The following is a 23,163-nucleotide window of genomic DNA, read 5'->3' as shown; positions in this document are numbered from 1 at the left end:
CCGCCGCGACCAAGTCGACCAGCACGCAGGGGGCGCGCAGCAGCGTCGAGCGGCGGTGCAACGGGCACTCGCCGGTCAACCGTCCCCCAGGAGGCCGCGGGCCCCAAGAACCGACACCGTCCCGCCGCGCGCGCGGGGGACGCCTGGTCCAGAGGTTGCGACGCTAGTGCAGGGACGTTTCAAGAGGGATGGCGGCGCCGCGGGAGACCCGGAGGCGCGCGACGGAGCCGGTCGCGGCCCGGAGCCGCGGATGGCTCCTTCCGCACCGTCAACCGACCCGGGCAGCCCGGGCACTCCGGCCACCGGCCAGCCCGGCCCCAAGGGCGGCGCCTCCGTGAAGGGCGCGTCCCCGAAGGGCCCAGCCCTGCCGGGCGCTCCCGCCAGGGACGCCAAGGACGGCAAGTCCGCCAAGGACACAGCCACCAGCGCCCTGCCCGCATCGGGCGGCGACGTGCAGCCCCCGGCCCCCTCGGGCAGCCAGGGCAAGCACGCCTCCCGGATGTCCATGCGCAACTGGAGCATCCGGACCCGTCTGGTCTCCCTGCTCGCCCTCCCCGTGGTCGCCGCGACCACACTGGGTGTGCTGCGCATCCAGGACCAGCTGAAGAACGTCGACCAGCTGGACCACATGAAGCTGCTGACCGAGATGACCGGTCACGCCACCAAGCTGGCCGACGCCCTGCAGAACGAGCGTGACTCCTCGGCCGGTCCGATCACCAGCCACCACTCCAACGACGACGCCGTCGTCGCCGCCCGGCAGGCCACCGACCAGCAGATCCAGGGCTTCCAGGACGCCACCGCCGGGATCAACACCAACGACAGCTCGCTGGTCGGCGTCCGCAGCACCATCATCGACATCACCCGGCAGTTGCAGAGCCTCAAGCAGATCCGCGGTGACGCCTACAACCAGCCGCAGTACATCTCGCAGACGGTCAGCGGCTACGACCAGTTGATCAACTCGCTGCTCTCGCTCTCCCAGGACATGGCGCAGGCGACCAGCAACTCCGACATGATCAAGAGCACCCGGGCGCTCGCCGCGTTCACGGCTGCCAAGGAGTACGAGTCGATCCAGCGCGCGGTCATCAGTGCCGCGCTCGCCAACCCCTCCGGCCCGCAGCTGTCCAACAGTGACCGGCTGTACGCGCAGACCGCGTCGGACAGCGAGAACTCGGAGATCAAACGGTTCTCCGAGATCTACGGCCCCGGCTCCGCCGAGCTGATGAAGGCGCTGGACGGCGGCAACGTGGTGATCACCCAGGCCGACCAGTACCGCGACCGGGTGCTGCAGACCCAGAACGGCATCGCCCAGGAGCCCAAGTCGTACCTGGACTGGTACGACCAGGCCGACACCAAGATGCAGGAGATGTCCCGCATCGAGACCGAGCTCCTGGACCAGATGCAGCAGCAGGCCCTCAAGCTGCGCTCCGCCGCACAGCAGGACGCGTTGATCAACGGTGCGCTGATCCTGCTGGTCCTCGGTGTCTCGCTGGTCGGCGCGTTCGTGGTGGCCCGCTCCATGATCCGCTCGCTGCGGCGGCTGCAGGACGCGGCGACCGACGCAGCCCAGCGGCGCCTGCCCGAGCTGGTCAAGCAGCTGTCCGAGTCCGACCCGCAGGACGTGGACACCTCCGTCGAAGAGATCGGCATCAACACCCGCGACGAGATCGGCCGGGTGGCCCGCGCGTTCGACGACGTCCACCGCGAGGCGGTCCGCCTCGCCGCCGAGCAGGCGCTGCTGCGGGGCAACGTCAACGCGATGTTCACCAACCTCTCGCGGCGCAGCCAGGGGCTGATCCAGCGCCAGCTGTCGCTCATCTCCGAGCTGGAGAGCCGCGAGGCCGACCCGGACCAGCTGTCCAACCTGTTCAAGCTGGACCACCTGGCGACCCGTATGCGCCGCAACGGTGAGAACCTGCTGGTTCTCGCGGGTGAGGAACCGGGACGCCGGTGGACCCGCCCGGTGCCGCTGGTGGACGTGCTGCGTGCCGCCGCGTCCGAGGTGGAGCAGTACGAGCGCATCGAGCTGACCGCGGTCCCGCCGACCGAGGTCGCCGGCCGGGTCGTCAACGACCTCGTCCACCTGCTCGCCGAGCTGCTGGAGAACGCCACCTCGTTCTCCTCCCCGCAGACCAAGGTGCGGGTCACCGGTCACGCGCTGCCGGACGGCCGGGTGCTGGTGGAGATCCACGACACCGGTATCGGTCTGTCCCCCGAGGACCTGTCGGACATCAACGAGCGGCTGGCCAACCCGCCGACGGTGGACGTGTCCGTCTCCCGCCGCATGGGCCTGTTCGTGGTCGGCCGCCTGTCGCTGCGGCACGGCATCCGGATCCAGCTGCGCCCGTCGGACTCCGGCGGTACGACCGCGCTGGTCATGCTGCCGGTGGACCTCACGCAGGGCGGCGCCAAGCCCGCCGCTGGCCAGGGCCAGGGCCAGGGCAAGCGCGGCGGCGTCATACCCCCGGTTCCGGGCGGCAGGACCACCGCCGGGGACATCGCGGCGGCCCGCGGCGCCTCCCCCGAGGGCGGGGTGCGCCGGGCGGGCCAGGTCGGCCGCGGTGCCCAGCCGGGGCCGCAGCCCAAGGGCCAGGTGCCCCCGGTCGGCCCGCGCCCCGCGCTCACCGGCAACCAGGATTCCGGGCAGGACCGCCCTCAGCAGCGCACCCCCTCGGGCCTGCCGACCCGGGCTGGCACGGCCAACCCGGGCGCCCCCGCCAACCCGCAGCAGCAGCGGCCCGCGGCGCCCACCCCGGCGGCGTCGGGTGAGCGGCCTGCGCCGAGTTGGGCCGCCCAGCAGGGCGCGGACACCCCGCGCGGACACGACGACGTGGAGTCCACGGCCCAGTTCGAGCGCCCGGCGTTCCCGGACACCCGGTCGGCGGCCAACTCCGGCGCCCAGCGACCGGGTTACCGCGACCAGGGCACCGGCGAGTTCCCGATGGCGCAGCAGCCCGGGTACGCCGACAACGCCACGACCGGCGAGTTCCGGCAGCCGGGCTACGACGGCTCCGGCACCGGCGAGTACCGGCAGCCCGGCTACGACGGCTCCGGCACCGGCGAGTACCGGCAGCCCGGCTACGACGGCTCCGGCACCGGCGAGTACCGGCAGCCCGGCTACGACAACGCCAGCACCGGCGAGTACCGGCAGCCCCAACAGGCGCCTGCCACCGACTTCTTCGGCGGTCAGCCCGCCGGTTCCGGCTCCGACGTCTTCGGCCCGCGCGGCCGTCAGGTGCCGCCGCCGCGGCAGCAGCGTCCGGCCGCCGAGCCCGCCGGGTACGAGGCGACCGCCGAGTTCCCGGCGGTGAACGACGCGCCGCGGGCGCAGCGGCAGCGGCGCGCGGAGCCCCAACTCCCGCCCGCCGTCGAGCCGATGGCGCTGCCGCCCGCCGACTCCCCCGGCGACGGCCGCTCGCCGATCTTCGAGTCGCTGGAGTCCGACTGGTTCCGCCAGCAGGACGAGCGCGACCTCCCGGCCGCACCGCAACAGCAGCGGCAGCAGCCGCCGTTGACCGGCGGCCCGCGGCGGTCCCCGGCGCAGCCCACGCAGCCCGCGCCGTCCGCCGAGACGACCCCGGAGTGGCAGCCGTCGCCCAACGACGAGCGGTGGCGCCGCGCCGAGCAGGTACGCGAGCCCGCCTCCGGCGGGGTAACTTCCTCCGGCCTGCCGCGCCGGGTGCCGCGGGCGAACCTCGTCCCGGGCACCGCGGAGCAGACCCAGCACGCCGGTCCGCAGGTCTCGCGGGCGCCCGACGACGTGCGCGGGCGACTCACCAACCTTCGCCGCGGAATCCAGCAGGGCCGCAGCGCCGGCTCCGGCCGGACGGACGGGCGCGGCTTCGGTACCGGCACTTCTCACCAGCAGGAGCGTTAGTTGAGTCCGATGAGCCAGGCGGCACAGAATCTGAACTGGTTGATCACCAACTTCGTGGACAGCACGCCCGGGGTGTCCCATACGGTGGTGGTCTCCGCCGATGGGTTGTTGCTGGCGATGTCCGAGGGCTTCCCGCGCGACCGGGCCGACCAACTCGCCGCCGTCGCCTCCGGGTTGACCTCGCTGACCGCGGGCGCCTCGCGTATCTTCGAGGGCGGCAGCGTCAACCAGACCGTGGTGGAGATGGAGCGCGGCTTCATGTTCATCATGTCCATCTCCGACGGTTCCTCCCTCGCCGTACTGGCGCACCCGGAGTGTGACATCGGCCTGGTGGGCTACGAGATGGCCCTGCTCGTGGACCGGGCGGGAACCGTGCTCACCCCCGACCTGCGCGCCGAGCTGCAAGGCACCCTGCTCGGCTGATCCTCGCTCTTTGCAGTACTCCCCCCGCAATGACCCGGACCAGCTTGCTTCTGCTTCTGCTTCGCTCGGAGGACGACGTACATGACCCCGCCACCCGCCCCATCCGACCCGTACGGTGCTTCCCACCACCTGCCGTACGAGGCCGACGAGGGCGAACAACCGCTGGTGCGGCCCTATGCCATGACCGGTGGTCGCACCAGACCCAGATACCAGTTGGCCATCGAGGCGCTGGTGAGTACCTGCGCGGACCCGTCGCTGTACGCGGGTCTGCTCCCTGAGCACCAGCGCATCTGCAACCTGTGCATGGAGATCAAGTCGGTCGCGGAGATCTCCGCGCTGCTGGCGATCCCGCTCGGTGTGGCGCGGATCCTGGTGGCGGACCTCGCTGAGGCCGGGATGGTGGCGATCCACCAGCCGGGCAGCGGCGAGGCCGGTGGACAGCCCGATGTGACGCTGCTGGAGAGGGTGCTCAGTGGACTTCGCAAGCTCTAGGCCGCAGGGCACCGACCCGTACGCACCGGGTGCGGGCGGGCTGCCCCAGCACGGCGCGGCCTACGGGCAGCAGACGGCGCGTTCCACCACCTCCGCCAAGATCGTGGTGGCGGGTGGCTTCGGCGTCGGCAAGACCACATTCGTCGGTTCCGTGTCGGAGATCAATCCGCTGCGCACCGAGGCGGTGATGACCGCGGCCTCGGCCGGGATCGATGATCTTAGCCAGGTCAGCGACAAGACGACCACCACCGTGGCGATGGACTTCGGCCGCATCACCCTCGATGACGACCTGATCCTCTACCTGTTCGGCACCCCAGGACAAGACCGTTTCTGGTTTATGTGGGATGACCTGGTGCGCGGCGCGATCGGTGCGGTTGTCCTGGTCGATACCCGTCGGCTGGCCGACTGCTTCCCCGCGGTGGACTACTTCGAGAACTCGGGTCTGCCGTTCGTCATCGCGCTCAACGGCTTCGAGGGCAAGCAGCCGTACACGCCGGACGAGGTCCGCGAGGCGCTGCAGATCGGTTCCGACGCGCCGATCGTGACCACCGACGCCCGCCAGCGGGCGGACGCCAAGGGCACGTTGATCACGTTGGTGGAGCACGCGCTGCTGGCCAGACTCAAGTAGCCGTTGGATCTTGCCAGTTGTGATCGCCTCGGAGCGGGTCGGCTGTGTCTTATGACACGGCCGACCCGCTCCTTCATAACGTTTCGACAGAGAATCGCCGGCGGGCGGACACCCCCCGCATACGATCCGTTCCACAGCGCTCACTTAGCGCCCGTCATTTGCCGCCGAATAGCGCTTATGCCCGTTTTAGCAGTCCTGTCTTGGCGGTTGGCGAACTCTGTCCAGACGTTTGGAAAGGACCGCCGTGACGTGCTGGAATTCGTTGAACCAGCGAGTAGACACGGCACGTCGGTGTGTCGGCGCCGAGAGGTTGTTGGTCGAGTGAGGAATACGACGCGGACACGGCCTGACACCGTGCAACCGGCCCGAGGCAATTTCACGCCGCCGGGCCGCGGTGGCGGGTTGTCGGTCGACGAAGCCGTCCCGCCCGAACCCACAGGCAGCCGCTTCTCGCCAAGCAACTGGCGAGTGCGGACCCGGCTGAACGCGATCCTGCTGATCCCCGTGCTGGTCGCCCTGGTGGTCGGCGGTTTCAACGTCAAGGACTCGGTGGACCGCTACCAGCAGGCCGACGACGCGGAACGCACCGCGAAGCTGGTCGTCGCCGCGTCTGCCTATAGCCACGCATTGATTGACGAGCGGGACCGCTCGGCGGTTCCACTCCTCAAAGGTGACACAAAGAATTCCGACGTGGTCGCCGCCCGGGCCACCACCGACGCCGCCGCCAACGCGTTCAACGCCGCCGTCGCGCAGATGCCCGATGCGCCGGACCTGAAGCGCCGGTTGGCCTCCTTCCGCCAGGTCGAGCCCAAGCTCACCGCGCTGCGCCAGGCCGCGTACACCAGCAAGCTGCCGGCCGTGCAGACCGAGGAGGGCTACGTCCAGGTCCAGCACCCGCTGATGGAGTTCGCCAACGACCTGGGCTTCGGCACCAACAACATGACGAGCTACGGCCGTACCCTGTACGCCATCTCGCTCGCCAAGGCCGCCGAGTCGCTGACCCGTTCCATCGGCATGCACGTGATGTCCGAGGGCCAGGTCCCCGAGTCCGAGCGCAGGCTCCAGCTGACCGCGCTGTCCTCCTACGCGTACCTGGAGAACATCGCGCTGCAGGAGTACGAGGGCGGCGGCACCCCGCAGGACATGCAGCGGCTCCAGGACGCCAACGACGCGGCGCAGCAGCAGGGCAAGCAGCAGCTCGCGGACGCCAAGTCCCAGGCGCAGGCCGCGGGTCTGCCGTTCGTCGCCCCGCCGGACCGCGTCACCATGGTCAAGGCGATCGCCTCCGGCGAGTCGCTGACCGCGCTGCGCGCCCAGGGCATCACGCCGCAGAGCTGGTGGGCCTCCTCCACGCTGGCTTTCAACGCCTACCGCACGATCGAGTCGGCGCTGGCCAACCAGGCCGAGAGCGACGCCGCCGCGGTGGCCTCCGACGCCAAGAACAACGCGATCGTCAACTCCGCGGCCGTGCTCGCCGGTGTCCTGCTGGCCTTCGTGGTGGCCGCGCTGATGGCCCGCTCCATGAGCCGCAGCATGCGCAAGCTGCGCACCTCCGCCTTCGAGGTGGCCGAGCAGCGCCTTCCGGCCCTGGTCGACCAGCTCTCGCGAACCGATCCCGGCCGGGTGGACACCCGGGTGACGCCGATCCCGATCAACACCAGGGACGAGATCGGCGAGGTGGCCAGGGCGTTCGACCAGGTCCACCGGGAAGCGGTACGGCTCGCCGCCGAGCAGGCACTGCTGCGCGGCAACGTCAACGCGATCTTCACCAACCTGTCGGTGCGCAACCAGGACCTCATCCAGCGCCAGCTGTCGCTGATCACCGAGCTGGAGAACAACGAGGCCGACCCGGACCAGCTGGAGAACCTGTTCCAGTTGGACCACCTGGCCACCCGTATGCGCCGCAACGGTGAGAACCTGCTGGTCCTCGCGGGCGAGGAGCCCGGCCGCAGCTGGAACCAGCCGGTGCCGCTGGTGGACGTGCTGCGCGCGGCCTCCGCCGAGGTGGAGGACTACGAGCGCATCGAGCTGACCTCCATACCCGAGGTGGAGATCCACGGCGCGGCCGTCACCGACCTGGTCCACCTGCTCGCCGAGCTGCTGGAGAACGCCACCACGTTCTCCTCCCCGCAGACCAAGGTGCGGGTCACCGCCACCCGGCTGCCGGACGGCCGCGTCATGGTGGAGATCCACGACAAGGGCATCGGCCTGACCGCCGAGGACTTCGCGGACATCAACCACAAGCTGGCCGACCCGCCGACGGTCGACGCCTCGGTCTCCCAGCGGATGGGCCTGTTCGTGGTGGGCCGCCTGGCCGACCGGCACAACATCCGCGTCCAGCTGCGCCCCTCGGGCGAGCAGGCGGGCACCACCTCGCTGGTGATGCTGCCGGAGCCGATCACCCACGGTGGTGGCGGCGAGGAACCGGCGCCCGACGACTTCACCGTCTCCCGGATCGTCCCCGAGCACCAGACGGACGACTTCCACTCCGGTCAGTTCACCGCCGCGGAGCTCGGCTTCGACGACCGGGCCTACGAAGTCCCGGACGACGCCCGGGCGCTGGACCCGATCAGCCGCCAGATGCGGCGCGAGGAGCGCCGGGCGGCCCTGGAGGCCGCCGCCAGCGAGCGCCAGCAGGCCGAGCCGCGGCCGCTGTTCCGCGACGAGGTGGCCCCGGCCGCCCAGCCCGAGCAGCAGCCGTACCCGCGACCGGAACCCTCGTACGACGCCGAGTCGTCGTACCAGCCCGAAACGGCGTACCAACAGCAGCCGTCGTACGACCCCGAGTCGTCGTATCCCGGTTTCGAGCAGCCGGTGTCACCGGTGCCGCACGAGTACACCGGGGAGTACAACGCCCCCCAGCAGCCCGCGCACGGCTACCAGCAGGAGGCTGAGTCCACCTCCGAGCAGTGGCAGCCGGGGTACCAGCAGGACGGCTGGTCGGCACCGGGTTCGGATTCGCGCTCCTCCTTTGGAGCCGCGGAGCGCGTAGGCTACGACGCACCGGAAGCCGAGCCGACGAGCGGGCCTTCGCTGACCGACGCGGGGCTGCCACGTCGCAACCGGCAGTGGCAGCAGCCTGAACCGGCCGCACCGCAGCGGCAGGACAACGCGCTCGCGGACGGCCCCGTGCGGGAGCAGGGAGGCGATGGCAACGCCGAGGACTGGCGTTCCGCGAACGATGAGCACTGGCAGCGGGCCGAGCAGGTCCGCGTGCCCAAGGCTGGCGGAGTGACCAGCTCCGGCCTGCCACGGCGAGTGCCGAAGGCGAACCTCGTCCCCGGCGCCGCACACCAGACCCCGCAGGGTGGCCCACAGGTCTCCCGCGCCCCCGAGGACGTACGCGGCAGGTTGAGTAACCTGCGCCGCGGCATCCAGCAGGGACGCAACGCTGGAACTGATTCCCCAACTGACAGCCAGGGCCTCGGCCCCAACCACCAGGAGCGTTAGTTGAGTCCGATGAGCCAGGCGGCACAGAACCTGAACTGGTTGATCACCAACTTCGTGGAAAACACCCCAGGTGTCTCCCATACGGTGGTGGTCTCCGCCGATGGTCTGCTGCTCGCGATGTCCGAGGGCTTCCCTCGGGACCGGGCCGACCAACTCGCCGCCGTAGCTTCCGGTTTGACCTCGCTGACCGCGGGCGCGTCGCGTATCTTCGAGGGCGGCAGCGTCAACCAGACGGTCGTCGAGATGGAACGCGGCTTCATGTTCATCATGTCCGTTTCCGACGGTTCCTCGCTGGCCGTGCTGGCCCACCCGGAGTGCGACATCGGTCTGGTGGGCTACGAGATGGCGCTGCTCGTGGATCGCGCGGGCAACGTTCTGACCCCTGATCTGCGAGCCGAGTTGCAGGGCAGCCTGCTGGGCTAGCCTGAAGGGCTCTACGGCCGTCTGGCCCCAACTACCGGACAGGCGTGCGCCGATGCGTCACCGGACCGTAAGGTGCGTTAACGCATCGGCAACCCTGCGGCGGAGACGGTGAAGGGCACCCCGCCCAGCTGGAGGAGGAACCGTGGCAACGCCCCCAGGCGGATATGGCGATCCGCAACAGCAGCAGCTGAAGCGATTCAACTTCCCCTCGGCGCCCAGCCCACAGCTGCAGTCGTCGCCGGAACCGGTACGGCAGGAGCCTCAGCAGCCCGCGCCGCGGATCCAGGCGCACATGCCGCCGCAGGGGCCACCGCCGCGCTCCCGTGGCGGCGTACGGGGCCGTACGCCGCTCGGCTCCGACCAGCAGCCGCTGGTGCGGCCGTACGCCATGACCGGCGGGCGGACCCGGCCGCGCTACCAACTGGCGATCGAGGCGTTGGTCTCCACGACCGCCGATCCGGAGCGGTTGCGCGGCCAACTCCCGGAACACCAGCGGATCTGCCATCTGTGCCGCGAGATCAAGTCGGTGGCAGAGGTCTCGGCACTTCTCTCCATCCCCCTCGGCGTCGCCCGAATCCTCGTAGCCGACCTGGCGGAGGCCGGACTCGTCGCCATCCACCAGCCCGGTGGCGATGAAGCCGCCGGTGGCCAGCCAGATGTGACACTGCTCGAAAGGGTGCTCAGTGGACTTCGCAAGCTCTAGCGGTGCAGCCCGCTCCACCACCTCCGCGAAGATCGTGGTGGCGGGCGGCTTCGGCGTGGGCAAGACCACGTTCGTCGGTGCCGTATCGGAGATCAACCCGCTGCGCACCGAAGCCGTGATGACCTCCGCCTCCGCGGGGATCGACGATCTGACCCACGCGCCGGACAAGACCACCACGACCGTGGCGATGGACTTCGGCCGCATCACGCTCGACGAGGACCTGATCCTCTACCTGTTCGGCACCCCCGGCCAGGACCGCTTCTGGTTCATGTGGGACGACCTGGTGCGCGGTGCGATCGGCGCGGTTGTGCTGGTCGACACCCGGCGGCTGGCGGACTGCTTCCCGGCGGTCGACTACTTCGAGAACTCAGGGCTGCCGTTCGTCATCGCGCTGAATGGTTTCGACGGCCACCAGCCGTACAGCCCGGAAGAGGTCCGCGAGGCGCTGCAGATCGGCCCCGAGACGCCCATCATGACCACCGACGCGCGGATGCGCGGTGAGGCCAAGAGCACGCTGATCACGCTGGTCGAGCACGCGCTGATGGCGCGGCTGCGGTAGGCACGGTCAAGCGCCAAGGCCCCCGACTCCGAAGGGAGTCGGGGGCCTTTTTGCGTCATGTCGTCAGGCGACCGCTTGCCAGCTGTGCGGGGCGCTGCGTTATCCCGGGGGCAACCCCCGCAACCCCCGGCCGCGTTAGGCGACCGCTTGCCAGCTGTGGGGTGCGTAGAAGCCCTGGGCACGCTCGAGTCGGCGCCAGTGGGCGACGGTTCGGATGTCGTTGTCGGCCGCGGCTGCGGTGCGCGCGGTGGCGGCGCGGGCCAGGAGCACGGCGGTGATCGCCGCCAGCTCCTCGGGCTCGGCGTGCCCGCGCCGCACGGTCACCACGGTCGCGGCAGCGGCATCTGCGGGAGTGCTCACAACGTTCTCCATCTCCATAACTACGCGATTACTGCGGCGGGTTGCCGTGCTTACGGGACGGAAGATCAGCGTGCTTGGTACGCAGCATCGCCAACGAGCGGATCAGCACCTCGCGGGTCTCGACCGGATCGATCACGTCATCGACCAGGCCGCGTTCGGCCGCGTAGTACGGATGCATCAACTCGGACTTGTACTCCTTGACCATCGCCGCCCGCATCGCGTCCGGATCATCCGCCTCCGCGATCTGCCGACGGAAGATCACATTCGCCGCGCCCTCGGCACCCATCACCGCGATCTCGTTCGTCGGCCACGCATAGGTCAAATCCGCACCGATGGACTGCGAGTCCATCACGATGTACGCACCCCCATACGCCTTGCGCAAAATCAGCGAGATCCGCGGCACCGTGGCGTTGCAGTACGCGTACAACAACTTCGCACCATGCCGGATGATCCCGCCATGCTCCTGATCCACCCCCGGCAAGAACCCCGGCACATCCAGCAACGTCACGATCGGGATGTTGAACGCGTCACACATCTGCACAAAACGTGCGGCCTTCTCCGACGCCTCGATGTCCAACACACCCGCCAACGTCTGCGGCTGGTTCGCGACAATCCCCACCACCTGCCCATCCAGCCTAGACAGCGCACAGATGATGTTCGTCGCCCACCGCTCATGCACCTCAAGGAACTCGCCGTCATCGACGATCTCCTCGATCACCTTGCGCATGTCATACGCCCGGTTACCGTCGGCCGGAACCAGATCCAGCAGCGCCTCACCACGCCGGTCAACCGGATCCGTAGTGGGCAGCACCGGCGGGTTCTCCCGGTTGTTCCGCGGCAACAGCGACAGCAGGTAGCGCACCTCTTCCAGACAACTTTGCTCATCGTCGTAGGCGAAATGGCACACGCCCGAGGTCTCGGCGTGCACATCCGCACCACCCAGACCGTTCTGCGAGACCTTCTCCCCCGTCACCGCCTGCACCACATCCGGCCCAGTGATGAACATCTGCGAGGTCTCCCGCACCATGAACACAAAATCCGTCAACGCCGGACTGTAGGCGGCGCCCCCCGCACACGGGCCCAGCATCACCGAGATCTGCGGGATCACCCCCGAAGCCCTGGTGTTGCGCTGGAAGATCCCACCGTAACCAGCAAGAGCGCTGACACCCTCCTGGATCCGAGCCCCCGCACCATCGTTGAGCGACACCAACGGCGCACCCGCCGCGATCGCCTTGTCCATGATCTTGTGGATCTTCTGCGCATGCGCCTCACCCAACGCACCACCAAAGATCCGGAAATCATGCGCGTACACAAACACCGTGCGCCCATGCACGGTCCCCCACCCCGTGATCACACCATCGGTGTACGGCCGCCTCGCCTCCAACCCGAACCCCGACGCACGATGCCGCCGCAACGGCTCCACCTCGTGGAACGACCCCGCATCCAGCAACAGCTCGATCCGCTCACGCGCAGTCAACTTCCCCTTGGCATGCTGCGCCTCAGTCGCCCGCTCACTCGGCCCCCGCCGCACCTGCTCACGAATCGCGTGCAGCTCCGCCACACGCCCGCGGGCATCGTTCGCGTCGGCTGGCACCTCGTCCACAACGGTCATGTATCGACCTTACGAGCGGCCCCCCTGTTTTCACGGCGTTGACTTCTCACACTGTCGGGAGCGACTTCATGGAGGATCTCAACAGAAGGGAGTGACGAAAGGGCCCCGTGCGAAGCGCACGGAGCCCTGCCGTTTGTACCGTTCGCACCAGCCGGGCCGACCGGCCGGGGTGGGCGCCCGGCGGCGAAGACTGGGGTCGGTTCTGGGGTTGCGGGGTCAGCGAGCGGCGACCGCGGCGGCCAGCGCCAGGATCCGCCGGGCCTCCTCGACGTGCAGGTTCTCGATCATCCTGCCGTCCACCGTGACCACGCCGCGGCCCTCCCGGGTCGCCTCGTCGAACGCCTCGATGATCCGCTGGGACCGCTCGACCTGCTCCGGCGAGGGCGCGAAGATCCGGTTGCACGGCTCGACCTGTGCCGGGTGGATCAGGGTCTTGCCGTCGAATCCGAACTGCCGCCCCTGGACGCACTCGGCCTCGAATCCCGCCAAGTCCTTCACGTCGTTGTAGACACCGTCCAGGATCACCTTGCCGGTCTCCCGGGCCGCGAGCAGCGCCAGCGACAGTCCGGTCAGCAGCGGGGCGCGGCCTGGGACGTGTTCCGCGTGCAGTTCCTTGGCCAGGTCGTTGGTGCCCATCACCAGTACCGTGAGCCGCTCGCTGGCGGCGGCCACGGCGCGCGCGTCCAGCATGGCGCGCGGGGTCTCCACCATCGCCCAGATGGCGGTGTGGTCCGGAGCGCCCGCCGCCTCCAGGGCCCGCTCGACCTCCAGCACGGTGTGCGCGGACTCCACCTTGGGGACGACCACGGCGTCCGGGCCCGCCTCGGCGGCGGCTCGCAGGTCGTCGGCGTGCCAGGCGGTGCCGGGACCGTTGACCCGGATGGTCACCTCGCGGTGGCCGTACTCGCCGGAGGCCGCGGCGGCGGCCACCCGCTTGCGGGCGTCGGCCTTGGCGTCGGGGGCGACCGCGTCCTCCAGGTCGAGGATGAGGGCGTCGGCCGGGATGGACTTGGCCTTCTCCAGGGCGCGTTCGTTGGCACCGGGCATGTAGAGCACCGAACGGCGCGGTCGCGGGCTCGCGTTGGACATGGTGCGGGTCACTCCTTTTCGGCGGCCGCGTAGGCGTCCGCAAGCTCAGGGTCGCGGGCGGCGAGCGCGTCCGCGAGCTGGGCCACCACCTGGCACTGCTTGTAGGTGGCGTCGTCCTGCATCTTGCCGTCGATCATCACCGCGCCGGTGCCGTCGCCCATCGCGGCGATCACCTTACGGGCCCAGGCGACATCGGCGGGCGCCGGGGAGAAGACCCGCTTGGCGATCTCGATCTGCACCGGGTGCAGGCTCCACGCCCCGACGCAGCCGAGCAGGAAGGCGTTGCGGAACTGGTCCTCGCAGGCGACGGTGTCCCGGATGTCGCCGAACGGCCCGTAGTAGGGCAGGATCCCGTGCGCGGCGCAGGCGTCGACCATGCGCGCGATGGTGTAGTGCCACAGGTCCTGCTGGAAGGTGGCGCGCGCCTCGCCCGCAGCGCTCTCGGGGTTCGGATCCTCTCGAACCAGGTAGCCGGGGTGCCCGCCGCCGACCCGGGTGGTCTTCATCCGGCGGCTGGCGGCGAGATCCGCCGGGCCGAGCGAGATGCCCTGCATCCGCGGGCTGGCTCCGGCGATCTCCTCGACGTTGGCCACGCCGGTGGCGGTCTCCAGGATGGCGTGCACCAGGATCGGCCGTTCGATGCGCGCCTTGGCCTCCAGTTGGGCGAGCAGCCGGTCCACGTAGTGGATGTCCTCGGCGCCCTCGACCTTCGGCACCATGATCACGTCGAGCTTGTCGCCGATCTCGGTGACCAGGGTGATCAGGTCGTCCAACGCCCAGGGAGAGTCAAGGCTGTTGACCCGGGTCCACAGTTGGGTGTCGCCGAAATCGGTGGTCTTCGCGATGTTGACCAGACCGCTGCGCGCCGCCTCCTTGCGGTCGGCGGCGACCGCGTCCTCCAGGTTGCCGAGCAGCACGTCCACGGTGGGCGCGATGGCGGGGATCTTCGCCGCCATCTTCTCGTTGCCGGGGTCGAAGAAGTGGATCATCCGGGATGGCCGGAACGGCACTTCCCGTACCGGGGCGGGGGCACCGACGGCCAGTGGGCGGAAGAAGTCCTTCGGAGAGCGCATCCAGTCTCCCTGGTCGGATCGAGGGGTGCGGGTCGCCGCCCGTCCCGGCGGCGCCATCCGGCGTTCACTCTAGGGGTGGCGACCCGGTTACGTTACTGGTCAGTACGTGTGCCGTTGGTCACCGCACGGGTGCGCCGGTGCCGGATGGGGCGGCGGCCGCCGCCTTAGAGTGCCGTGCAGAGCGCGTGCCACCCACCCGACCGACGCTGGAGCGCCCGTGTCGTCCTTCCGCATCGTCCCGCCCGGCTTCGAACTCGACGGCCGCCCGCTGCGCGTGCTCTCCGGCGCGCTGCACTACTTCCGGGTGCTGCCCGAGCAGTGGCCGCACCGGCTGCGGATGCTGCGCGCCATGGGGCTCAACTGCGTGGAGACGTACGTCCCGTGGAACCTGCACGAGCCGCGCCCGGGCCGCTTCGACTTCACCGGGATCGCCGATGTCGAGGCGTTCTTGACCGCCTCTACCGAGGCCGGGCTGTACGCGATCGTCCGGCCCAGCCCGTACATCTGCGCCGAGTGGGAGAACGGCGGGCTGCCCTGGTGGCTGCTGGCCGACCGCGAGGTACGGCTGCGGGTGTCGGACGCGGCCTATCTGGCGCATGTGCGGCGCTGGTACGACGAACTGCTGCCGCGGCTGGCCGCCCACCAGGTCACCCGCGGTGGCAACGTGCTGATGATGCAGGTGGAGAACGAGTACGGCTCCTACGGCAGCGACACCGTGTACCTGGACGGGCTGCGCACGATGATGCGCGAACGCGGCGTCGACGTACCGCTGTTCACCTCCGACGGTCCCGAGGACGCTCCCCTCACCGGTGGCACGCTGACCGGCGCCATCGCCACGGTGAACTTCGGTAGCCACCCGGAGGACGCCTTCGCGGAGCTGGCCCGGCTCCGGCCGGACGACCCGCCGATGTGCATGGAGTTCTGGTGCGGCTGGTTCGACCACTGGGGCGAGAAGCGGGCGCTGCGCGATCCGGCCGACGCCGCCGACACCCTGCGCCGGATCCTGGCCTGCGGGGCCTCGGTCAACGTCTACATGGCGCACGGCGGCACCAGCTTCGGCACCTGGGCCGGGGCCAACCGCGGCGGCCCCGCGCACGACGGCCCGTACCAGCCGATGGTGACCTCCTACGACTACGACGCCCCGATCGACGAACGCGGCGCGCCGACGCCGAAGTTCTGGGCGTTCCGCGAGGTGCTCACCGAGTTCGCCGAGGCCCCGCCGCCGCAGCCCGAACCGCTGCCCCCGCTGCTGCCGCCGAGCCGGGTCGAACTCACCGACTCGGTGCGGCTGTTCGACCTGCTGGACGCCATCGCCACCCCGGCCGTGCACTCCCCCGTACCGCCGTCGTTCGAGGACCTCGGGCTGGCCCACGGCCTCGCGCACTACGAGGCCCATGTGCCGGGGCCGCGTGTGGAGTACCCGCTGGTGCTGGAGGGACTGGCGGACCGGGCGCACGTCTACCTGGACGGCCAGCCGCTCGCGGTGCTGGAGCGGGACGAGGAGGACGACCTTCCGCAGATCTCCGTCGGCCCGTCGGGCTCCCGCCTGGAACTGCTGGTGGAGTCGATGGGCCGGGTCAACTACGGGCCGCGCCTGGGCGACCGCAAGGGGGTGGCCGCGGTACGGCACGGCCAGCAGTACGTGCACGGCTGGACGGTACGCACGGTACCGCTGGGCGGGCCGCTGGCCGATCTGCCGTGGGCCGCCTCGGCCACCGCCACGGCCGGTCAGCGGCCGGGGCCGGTCTTCCACCGGGCCGCCTTGGAGGTGACCGAGCCCCGCGACGGATATCTGGCCGTGCCCGGCGGTGCCAAGGGCTATGTCTGGGTCAACGGCTTCTGTCTCGGCCGGTACTGGGAGCGCGGTCCGCAGCGCACCCTGTATCTGCCCTGGCCGCTGCTGCGCCGGGGCCGCAACGAGATCGTGGTGCTCGAACTCGACGGCCTGCGGGACCGGTTCGTGGAGATCCGCGACGAGGCCGACCTCGACTGAGGAGGTACCCGGATGCCGCACGGTCAGCAGGGCACCCCGCCCCTACCACTGAAGCCGAGCAGCCCGCGCCGTCCGCGCGCCGTCCTCGCGATAAGCCGTGCGGCGCGCGAGGCGCTCTTGGACCCCACGGCGCTGCGCCGGCTGCGCCACGTCGCCCGCGTGGACCCCGAGCTGCTGATCAGCTCCCCCGCTGACTTCACCGGCCGCGCCGCCCAACTCGCCGACGCCGAGGCGCTGTTCACCTGCTGGGGCTGCCCGCCGCTGACCTCCGACGCGCTGGCCGGGATGCCCCGGCTGCGCACCGTGGTGCACGCGGCCGGTTCGGTCAAGGGGCACATCACCGAGGCGTGCTGGGAGCGCGGCCTGACCGTCTCCTGCGCGGCGGCGGCCAACGCGCTGCCGGTCGCCGAGTACACCGTCGCCGCGATCCTCTTCTCCGGCAAGCGGATCTGGGAGCTCGCCCGGACCTACCGCGCCCGGCGCACCCCTCCGGAGGGGCTTCTAGGCTGCCCGGCCCTGGGCAACTTCCGCCGTACGGTGGGCGTGGTCGGCGCCTCCCGGATCGGCCGCCGGGTGATCGAGCTGCTGCGCCCGTTCGACCTGCGGGTGCTGGTGTACGACCCGTACCTGACCAGGGAGGCGGCACGCCAACTCGGCGCGGATCCGGTGGAGTTGGACCAGCTCGCCCGGCGCAGCGACGTCGTCACCCTGCACGCGCCCGCGCTGCCAAGCACCCGGCACCTGTTCGACCGGGCCCGGCTGGCGCTGCTGCCGGACGGCGCCACGCTGATCAACACCGCGCGGGGATGGCTGGTGGACACCGAGGCGCTCACCGACGAACTGGTGCGCGGCAGGCTGTACGCGGTGCTGGACCACACCGAGCCGGAGGTGCTGCCCGCCGACTCACCGCTGTACGAGCTGCCGAACGTGCTGCTCACACCGCATGTCGCCGGATCGCTCGGTACCGAGCTGACCCGGCTGGCACACGCCGCGATCGACGAGCTGGAGCGCTACGCCGCCGGGCTGCCCTACGCCCAGCCGGTCACCCGGCGGATACTGACCTACTCGGCGTGAGCAGCGCCCCGAAGAGGCACGGGGCCGTGTTCATGTGCGGCTCCGCCGCGTGGGCGCGACCAGCCACAACGGCACCGCATACGACCGACAGCACATCGCCGCACCCCCAGCGGAGCGCTCAGCGCTCCCGTGGCTCGGCCCCGGCGCGGATCAGCCCGTAGGTGTAGGCGTCGTCCAGTGCCTGCCAGGACGCGGCGATGACGTTCTCGCCGACGCCGACCGTGGACCATTCGGCGCGCCCGTCGCTGGTGGAGACCAGCACGCGGGTGGTGGACTCGGTGCCGTGCCGTCCCTCCAGGATGCGCACCTTGTAGTCGACCAGCTCCATCTTCGCCAACTGCGGGTAGATGCGCTCCAGTCCGGCGCGCAGCGCCCGGTCCAACGCATCCACCGGGCCGTTGCCCTCGCCGGTGGCGACGATCCGCTCGCCCTTCGCCCACAGCTTCACCGTCGCCTCGTTGACCTGGGCACCGTCCGGCCGCTGCTCCACGATGGCCCGCCAGGACTCGACCCGGAAGAAGCGGGTGGCCTCGCCGCGCACCTCGTCGCGCAGCAGCAGTTCGAAGGACGCGTCGGCCGCCTCGTAGGTGTATCCGGCCAGTTCGCGCTCCTTGACCCGCTCCACCACCCGTCCGGCCAGCTCCCGGTCACCGGTCAGGTCGTAGCCCAGTTCCTTGCCCTTGAGCTCGATGGAGGCGCGTCCGGCCATGTCGGAGACGAGCATCCGCATGGTGTTGCCCACGAGTTCGGGATCGATGTGCTGGTACAGGTCCGGATCGACCTTGATCGCGGAGGCGTGCAGTCCGGCCTTGTGCGCGAACGCGGAGACCCCCACGTACGGCTGATGGGTGGAGGGCGTGAGGTTGACGACCTCGGCGATGGCGTGCGAGATCCGGGTCATCTCGGCGAGCGCGCCCTCGGGCAGCACCCGCTTGCCGTACTTCAGCTCCAGCGCGGCGACCACGGGGAAGAGGTTGGAGTTGCCCACCCGCTCGCCGTAGCCGTTGGCGGTGCACTGTACGTGGGTGGCGCCCGCGTCGACCGCGGCGAGGGTGTTGGCGACCGCGCAGCCGGTGTCGTCCTGGGCGTGGATGCCCAGCCGGGCGCCGGTGTCGGCGAGCACGGTGCGCACCACGGCGGCGACCTGGGCGGGCAGCATCCCGCCGTTGGTGTCGCACAGCACGACCACGTCGGCCCCGGCCTCGTGCGCGGTGCGCACCACGGACTTGGCGTACTCGGGGTTGGCCCGGTAGCCGTCGAAGAAGTGCTCGCAGTCCACGAAGACCCGGCGTCCCTGATCCCGGAGGTAGCTCACCGTCTCCCGCACCATCGCGAGGTTCTCCTCCAGCGTGGTGCGCAGCGCCAGCTCCACGTGCCGGTCGTGCGACTTGGCGACGAGGGTGATCACCGGCGCCCCGGAGTCCAGCAGCGCTTTGACCTGCGGGTCCTCGTCAGCCCGCACCCCGGCCCTGCGGGTGGCGCCGAAGGCGACGAGCTGCGCGTGCCGGAAGTCGATCTCGTCCCGCGCCCGCTCGAAGAACTCGGTGTCCCGCGGGTTGGCCCCCGGCCACCCGCCCTCGATGAACCCCACCCCGAACTCGTCCAGGTGCCGGGCGATCGCCAGCTTGTCGGCGACGGAGAGGTTGATGCCCTCACGCTGCGCGCCGTCGCGCAGCGTGGTGTCGAACACATGGAAGCTGTCGTCGGGCAGCGTCATGACGGTGCACTCCTGTCGAGTGTGTGGTTTAGCGGAACAACCAACTCCACTTGCCCCCAATGATCCCTCGCGCTTCGCCGCCCGGTTCGGGTTGGTCCAGGAAACGAAAAAACCTCTCGCGGATGCGAGAGGTCTGCGCGCGGGTCTGGGACACGGCGCCGCCCCCGGGCTCTGGTCCGCCCAGCGACGGTCACTGCGGACCGGCGCGCCTAGCCAATAATCATGGCGAAGGACACGGAGGCAGTCTGCCACAGCCGCGCGCCCCGCGGACGCGCGTCTCAGGATGCGGGCGATTCGCAGTCCGTATCGTGGCGCTCACGCTCAGCGACGCGACGTGAGAATAATCGAGAATCACGCCGGACAGCGGGGGCGTTCTCACTCCATCCTGGGGCTGACCTTTCCGACGACGAAGGGATGCGCCCATGGCACGACGACTGCGGTTCATCGGGACGAACTCTGACGACGGCAACTGCCCGACGCTCTATGAGGACATGGACACCGGGGAAGTGCTCGTCCAGGGGAAGAAGGTGACCAACCCGGAGGACATCGCTCAGCTGCGCAACGTCGAGGAGGACGAGGGGTTCGTCCTCGTACCTCGTCAACTGCTGGTGAACTTCGCCCCGAAGGAGGCGGGTGAGGCGCGGGAAATCGTCCCGTGGGACCAGTTCAAGAGCATGTTCGAGACGTACAAGCACACAGCGTGGCGTCTGGAGAACCGGCGCCGGTACCGGTCGGACGAGGAAACGGAGTCGTATCGTCGGTTCGCCCGTGGCGAGGAGCCCGGCTGGGATCCGGACCGCTCATGGCTGGTCGACCGCCGCAAAGCAGCAGATCAGGGCAAGCGGTGCGAGCGAGTGCGGATTGTCGATAACCCGCCCAGTCTGGGGCAAAGGTATCTGCTCCAGAGCGCCCGCACGAACATCGAAGCTGGCGAAGACATCCGGAACATGTGGCGGAGCGACGCGGAGAAGCTGAAGCTTCCGGAAGAGGACTTCTGGCTCTTCGACTCCCGCGTGATGGCGGTCCTCCTCTTCGACGAAGACGACGACTGCGACAAGGTGGAGCTGATCAGGGATCCCGCGAGGGTCCTCCTCGCCTGCCAGGCTCGCGACGCCGCTTGGCATCACGCAACGCCGAACAGGGAGTTCATCGCTCAGGTACCGTCCGACGTGTGAGCACTGACTTCCAGCACGCTCGAACTGCTCTCGGCGCGCGGCTGCGTGAGCTACGCGTCGAGAGTGGCATGACGGGACGCGAGTTGGCCGATGCTCTGGGCTGGTCGCAGTCCAAGGTCAGCAAGTTGGAGACCGGCAGACAGACCGCGACGGTTGAGGATCTCCGGGCTTGGGCCGAGAGCACTGGCCACCCGGAAGCCGCCAATGGGCTGGTCGCGCGGCTGCGCGGAATGGAGTCGCGCACCCGCTCGTGGCGGCGGCAACTCGCGGCCGGGCACCGGCCCGTGCAGGACGCCATCAACACCGAGCATGAGCGTTCAACAGTCCTGCACGGCTGGGTACCGATGCTGATCCCCGGAATTCTGCAAACCGCCGACTACGCACGCCACGTATTCTCGGCGTTCGCAGATCTGCATCAGTGTCCCCGCGACTTGGACGCCGCCGTGCAAGGCCGTCTCAAGCGGCAGGAGGCGCTTTACCGGCGGGGCAAGCACTACCACATCCTCATGTGGGAACCCGCTCTCCGGATGCAACTGTGCCCGCCCGCTGTGCTCGCCGCCCAGCTCGACCGGCTCAGTGGCGTGATCGGCCTCGACACCATCTCCCTCGGCATCATCCCGTACGAGGCGCGCCTGAAACTCCCCCCGGGAAACGACTTCTGGATCCACGACGAACGCCTCGTCGTAGTAGAGGACTGGCACGCCGAACTCTGGCTGGACGACGCCCAGAACATCGCCCTCTACCTCAAGATCTGGGAAACCCTGAACACCTCCGCCGTCTACGGCGCCGAAGCGCAGCGCATCATCGCCCGTGCCCGCGCAAGCCTGAACGCACTTGAGAATCATGCTGAAGACACGCAAGCCGCCCGAGAATAACCGCGAATCGCACACCGCCTCACGAACCCCCGCTGCTTACCGTGCTGTTCATGACCGAAACCGCACAAGCCGAAGGCACCGCCTGCCGTGAGTGCATGAGCCTGGCCGCCGAACTGACCAAGGCGCGGGAGGCGCGGGACAAGAGCCGTGAGACGGACCTGATCGTGCTGACCCGCCGCCACAAAACGGCGTACCACGCCGAGGAGTTGCTCAAGGCCCGCCTCACCGAGGTGAACGCCCGCAGCCGGGGCGCGCGGTGACCGCCAAATCGGTGCTCCGCTACGTCCTCCACAAGATCACGCCGCACCCGGACACGGACATCACCTTCGAGGCGGAGTGCCTGCGCTGCGGCTGGACGGCGGAGCCCGCCGACGACTCCGCGCCGGTGGACGTGGCCTGTATGAGCCACACCGGCCTCACCGGCCACGCGGCCTTCCGCCGCGTCTGCACCTCGTTCGCGCTGGTGGTCCGCGCGCAATAGCGACGGCCCCCGAACCAGCCGGGGGCCGTCGCGTCAACGCTTGGTCACGACCAGGGCGTCGCGCCCTTGAAGTCGTTGGTTATCACCTTCTGGACGCCACCCGCGATCTTGGCGTCGTCCAGGATGAGGCCCAGCTCGCGGTTCTTGTTCAGGGACGTGCTGGAGAAGTTCTCCGAGCCCACGAAGACCTTCTGGTCCGCGACGATCGCCTTGGCGTGGATGTAGAGGGGCGCCGTGGCGGCGTACGTGCTGACCTTCACGCCCCCTGAGGTGAGGGTGTTGAACTCGCTGGCGTAGGTGTTGCCCGTGTTGCTCATCACCACCTCGACCTGGACCCCGCGCTTGGCCGCCGCGGTGAGCGCGCTGACCACCTGCGAGTCGCCCATCTCCTGGTTCTCCACGTACAGGTTGGACTTCGCGCCGTCGATCAGCGCGAGGAGCTGGGACTGGGAGTCGGTCGGGGACCACACCAGGTGGTCGCCGTCGCCGGGGGTGACGGACTTGGTCGCGTAGTCGGCGTTGAAGACCTTCTCGATCGCCGAGACATCGGCGCTGTCGGTGTCGGTCACGCTGTAGTTGCGGTCCGCCGCGTAGTACTGCGAGGTCATGTTGCCGCTCATGATGACGGCCTGGCTGCCGTCGACGACCATGGTCTTCTCGTGCGTGAAGTAGTACGTGCTGCTCGACCAGACCACTGAGACGCCGTTGTTCTTCAGGTACGTGTACGTGCTGGAGTTGGTGGACTTCCTGCGCTGGTCGAGGATGACGCGGACCTTGACGCCCGCCTTCTCCTTGGCCACCAGGTCCTTCTGGGCGGTGGTGTCGACCAGTTCGTACATCGTCAGGTCGATGCTCTTGTGGGCCGAGTTGATCAGGTCGTAGATCGGCTGGATGCCCTGGTCCGGCTGGACGATCAGGGAGTACGTGCCGGAGGCGGCGTGGGATGTGGGGGCGATCAGGGCGATGGCCGTGGAGGCGGCGACGGTTGCCGTCGCGAGTCCGGCTAAGGTCTTACGGCGCATGCTTCCTCCTGTTGTGGGGGGTGAGGATCAATGCGGCATCGTGGCGACGCCCGCGCCCATGCATACAGCGCGGACATGACAACCGTATGGCTGGACGTCGACATGTGAATGACGCGCGTAGAGTTTTGGCCTTGGCTTTA

The 23,163-nt window shown here is 69.6% G+C and carries 20 protein-coding genes; 14 read left to right on the top strand and 6 right to left on the bottom strand.

Going from position 1 to position 23,163, the window contains the following annotated elements:
* Nucleotides 1-166: 166 nt before the first annotated feature.
* The 8 genes from NON19_RS21145 to NON19_RS21110 all read left to right on the top strand — a co-directional run bounded on the left by NON19_RS21145 (nt 167) and on the right by NON19_RS21110 (nt 10,552).
* Nucleotides 167-3,874, top strand: coding sequence for a sensor histidine kinase (locus tag NON19_RS21145; RefSeq protein ID WP_255930300.1), 3,708 nt, complete (start codon nt 167-169; stop codon nt 3,872-3,874).
* A 9-nt stretch (nt 3,875-3,883) separates the two neighbouring features.
* Entirely contained in the window at nt 3,884-4,297 is a 414-nt protein-coding gene (locus NON19_RS21140) for a roadblock/LC7 domain-containing protein (RefSeq protein ID WP_255930345.1), read from the top strand.
* A gap of 81 nt (nt 4,298-4,378) precedes the next feature.
* Complete coding sequence (locus NON19_RS21135) at nt 4,379-4,789, top strand: DUF742 domain-containing protein (RefSeq protein ID WP_255930299.1); 411 nt, start codon at nt 4,379-4,381, stop codon at nt 4,787-4,789.
* 40 nt (nt 4,790-4,829) lie between these two features.
* A complete protein-coding gene (locus NON19_RS21130) occupies nt 4,830-5,417 on the top strand; it encodes a GTP-binding protein (RefSeq protein ID WP_255930343.1) in 588 nt (195 codons plus the stop codon).
* A 321-nt stretch (nt 5,418-5,738) separates the two neighbouring features.
* Entirely contained in the window at nt 5,739-8,867 is a 3,129-nt protein-coding gene (locus tag NON19_RS21125) for a sensor histidine kinase (protein WP_255930298.1), read from the top strand.
* A 9-nt stretch (nt 8,868-8,876) separates the two neighbouring features.
* Complete coding sequence (locus tag NON19_RS21120) at nt 8,877-9,290, top strand: roadblock/LC7 domain-containing protein (RefSeq protein ID WP_303654100.1); 414 nt, start codon at nt 8,877-8,879, stop codon at nt 9,288-9,290.
* Between the two features lie 142 nt (nt 9,291-9,432).
* Nucleotides 9,433-9,993 (top strand): DUF742 domain-containing protein, encoded by a 561-nt coding sequence (locus tag NON19_RS21115; protein WP_255930296.1) that lies wholly within the window; start codon nt 9,433-9,435, stop codon nt 9,991-9,993.
* Nucleotides 9,974-10,552 carry a GTP-binding protein gene (locus NON19_RS21110; protein WP_255930295.1) on the top strand — a complete coding sequence of 193 codons (579 nt, stop codon included), beginning with the start codon at nt 9,974-9,976 and terminating at the stop codon, nt 10,550-10,552. Before NON19_RS21115 ends, NON19_RS21110 begins: the two co-directional genes overlap by 20 nt.
* Nucleotides 10,553-10,687: 135 nt before the next feature.
* Here the strand turns inward: NON19_RS21110 and NON19_RS21105 are convergent, their stop codons facing one another.
* From NON19_RS21105 to NON19_RS21090, 4 genes are all read right to left on the bottom strand, one after another.
* Complete coding sequence (locus NON19_RS21105; protein WP_255930294.1) at nt 10,688-10,912, bottom strand: acyl-CoA carboxylase subunit epsilon; 225 nt, start codon at nt 10,910-10,912, stop codon at nt 10,688-10,690.
* Nucleotides 10,913-10,940: 28 nt separating this feature from the next.
* Nucleotides 10,941-12,524 (bottom strand): acyl-CoA carboxylase subunit beta, encoded by a 1,584-nt coding sequence (locus NON19_RS21100; protein WP_255930293.1) that lies wholly within the window; start codon nt 12,522-12,524, stop codon nt 10,941-10,943.
* A gap of 216 nt (nt 12,525-12,740) precedes the next feature.
* Complete coding sequence (locus NON19_RS21095) at nt 12,741-13,613, bottom strand: HpcH/HpaI aldolase/citrate lyase family protein (RefSeq protein ID WP_255930292.1); 873 nt, start codon at nt 13,611-13,613, stop codon at nt 12,741-12,743.
* Between the two features lie 8 nt (nt 13,614-13,621).
* The gene (locus tag NON19_RS21090) at nt 13,622-14,686 is read right to left on the bottom strand and encodes an HpcH/HpaI aldolase/citrate lyase family protein (RefSeq protein ID WP_255930291.1); all 1,065 of its coding nucleotides are present in this window, start codon (nt 14,684-14,686) and stop codon (nt 13,622-13,624) included.
* A 217-nt stretch (nt 14,687-14,903) separates the two neighbouring features.
* Here NON19_RS21090 and NON19_RS21085 point away from each other — a divergent pair, with 217 nt between their 5' ends.
* Both NON19_RS21085 and NON19_RS21080 read left to right on the top strand, forming a co-directional pair.
* Complete coding sequence (locus tag NON19_RS21085) at nt 14,904-16,679, top strand: glycoside hydrolase family 35 protein (RefSeq protein WP_255930290.1); 1,776 nt, start codon at nt 14,904-14,906, stop codon at nt 16,677-16,679.
* A 12-nt stretch (nt 16,680-16,691) separates the two neighbouring features.
* Entirely contained in the window at nt 16,692-17,753 is a 1,062-nt protein-coding gene (locus NON19_RS21080) for a hydroxyacid dehydrogenase (protein ID WP_255930289.1), read from the top strand.
* 118 nt (nt 17,754-17,871) lie between these two features.
* On the opposite strand, the gene cimA is transcribed toward NON19_RS21080, so the two are convergent.
* Nucleotides 17,872-19,470 carry a citramalate synthase gene (cimA, locus tag NON19_RS21075; protein ID WP_255930287.1) on the bottom strand — a complete coding sequence of 533 codons (1,599 nt, stop codon included), beginning with the start codon at nt 19,468-19,470 and terminating at the stop codon, nt 17,872-17,874.
* Nucleotides 19,471-19,892: 422 nt separating this feature from the next.
* Here cimA and NON19_RS21070 point away from each other — a divergent pair, with 422 nt between their 5' ends.
* From NON19_RS21070 to NON19_RS21055, 4 genes are read left to right on the top strand one after another with little or no spacing between them, the layout of a single operon-like run.
* A complete protein-coding gene (locus NON19_RS21070; protein WP_255930285.1) occupies nt 19,893-20,645 on the top strand; it encodes a DUF6879 family protein in 753 nt (250 codons plus the stop codon).
* A complete protein-coding gene (locus NON19_RS21065) occupies nt 20,642-21,520 on the top strand; it encodes a helix-turn-helix domain-containing protein (protein WP_255930283.1) in 879 nt (292 codons plus the stop codon). Before NON19_RS21070 ends, NON19_RS21065 begins: the two co-directional genes overlap by 4 nt.
* A 50-nt stretch (nt 21,521-21,570) precedes the next feature.
* Nucleotides 21,571-21,780, top strand: a complete 210-nt coding sequence (locus NON19_RS21060; protein WP_255930281.1) for a hypothetical protein — start codon at nt 21,571-21,573, stop codon at nt 21,778-21,780.
* Entirely contained in the window at nt 21,777-22,001 is a 225-nt protein-coding gene (locus NON19_RS21055; RefSeq protein ID WP_255930279.1) for a DUF7848 domain-containing protein, read from the top strand. The genes NON19_RS21060 and NON19_RS21055 overlap by 4 nt, the downstream gene beginning before the upstream one ends.
* A 44-nt stretch (nt 22,002-22,045) precedes the next feature.
* On the opposite strand, the gene NON19_RS21050 is transcribed toward NON19_RS21055, so the two are convergent.
* Nucleotides 22,046-23,023, bottom strand: a complete 978-nt coding sequence (locus tag NON19_RS21050; protein WP_255930277.1) for a phospholipase D-like domain-containing protein — start codon at nt 23,021-23,023, stop codon at nt 22,046-22,048.
* Nucleotides 23,024-23,163: the final 140 nt, after the last annotated feature.

Source organism: Streptantibioticus rubrisoli, from assembly GCF_024436055.1.
Classification (GTDB): Bacteria; Actinomycetota; Actinomycetes; order Streptomycetales; family Streptomycetaceae; genus Streptantibioticus_A; species Streptantibioticus_A rubrisoli.
The sequence above is the reverse complement of the archived record's forward strand: the minus strand, read 5'-3'. Positions and strand labels throughout refer to the sequence as shown.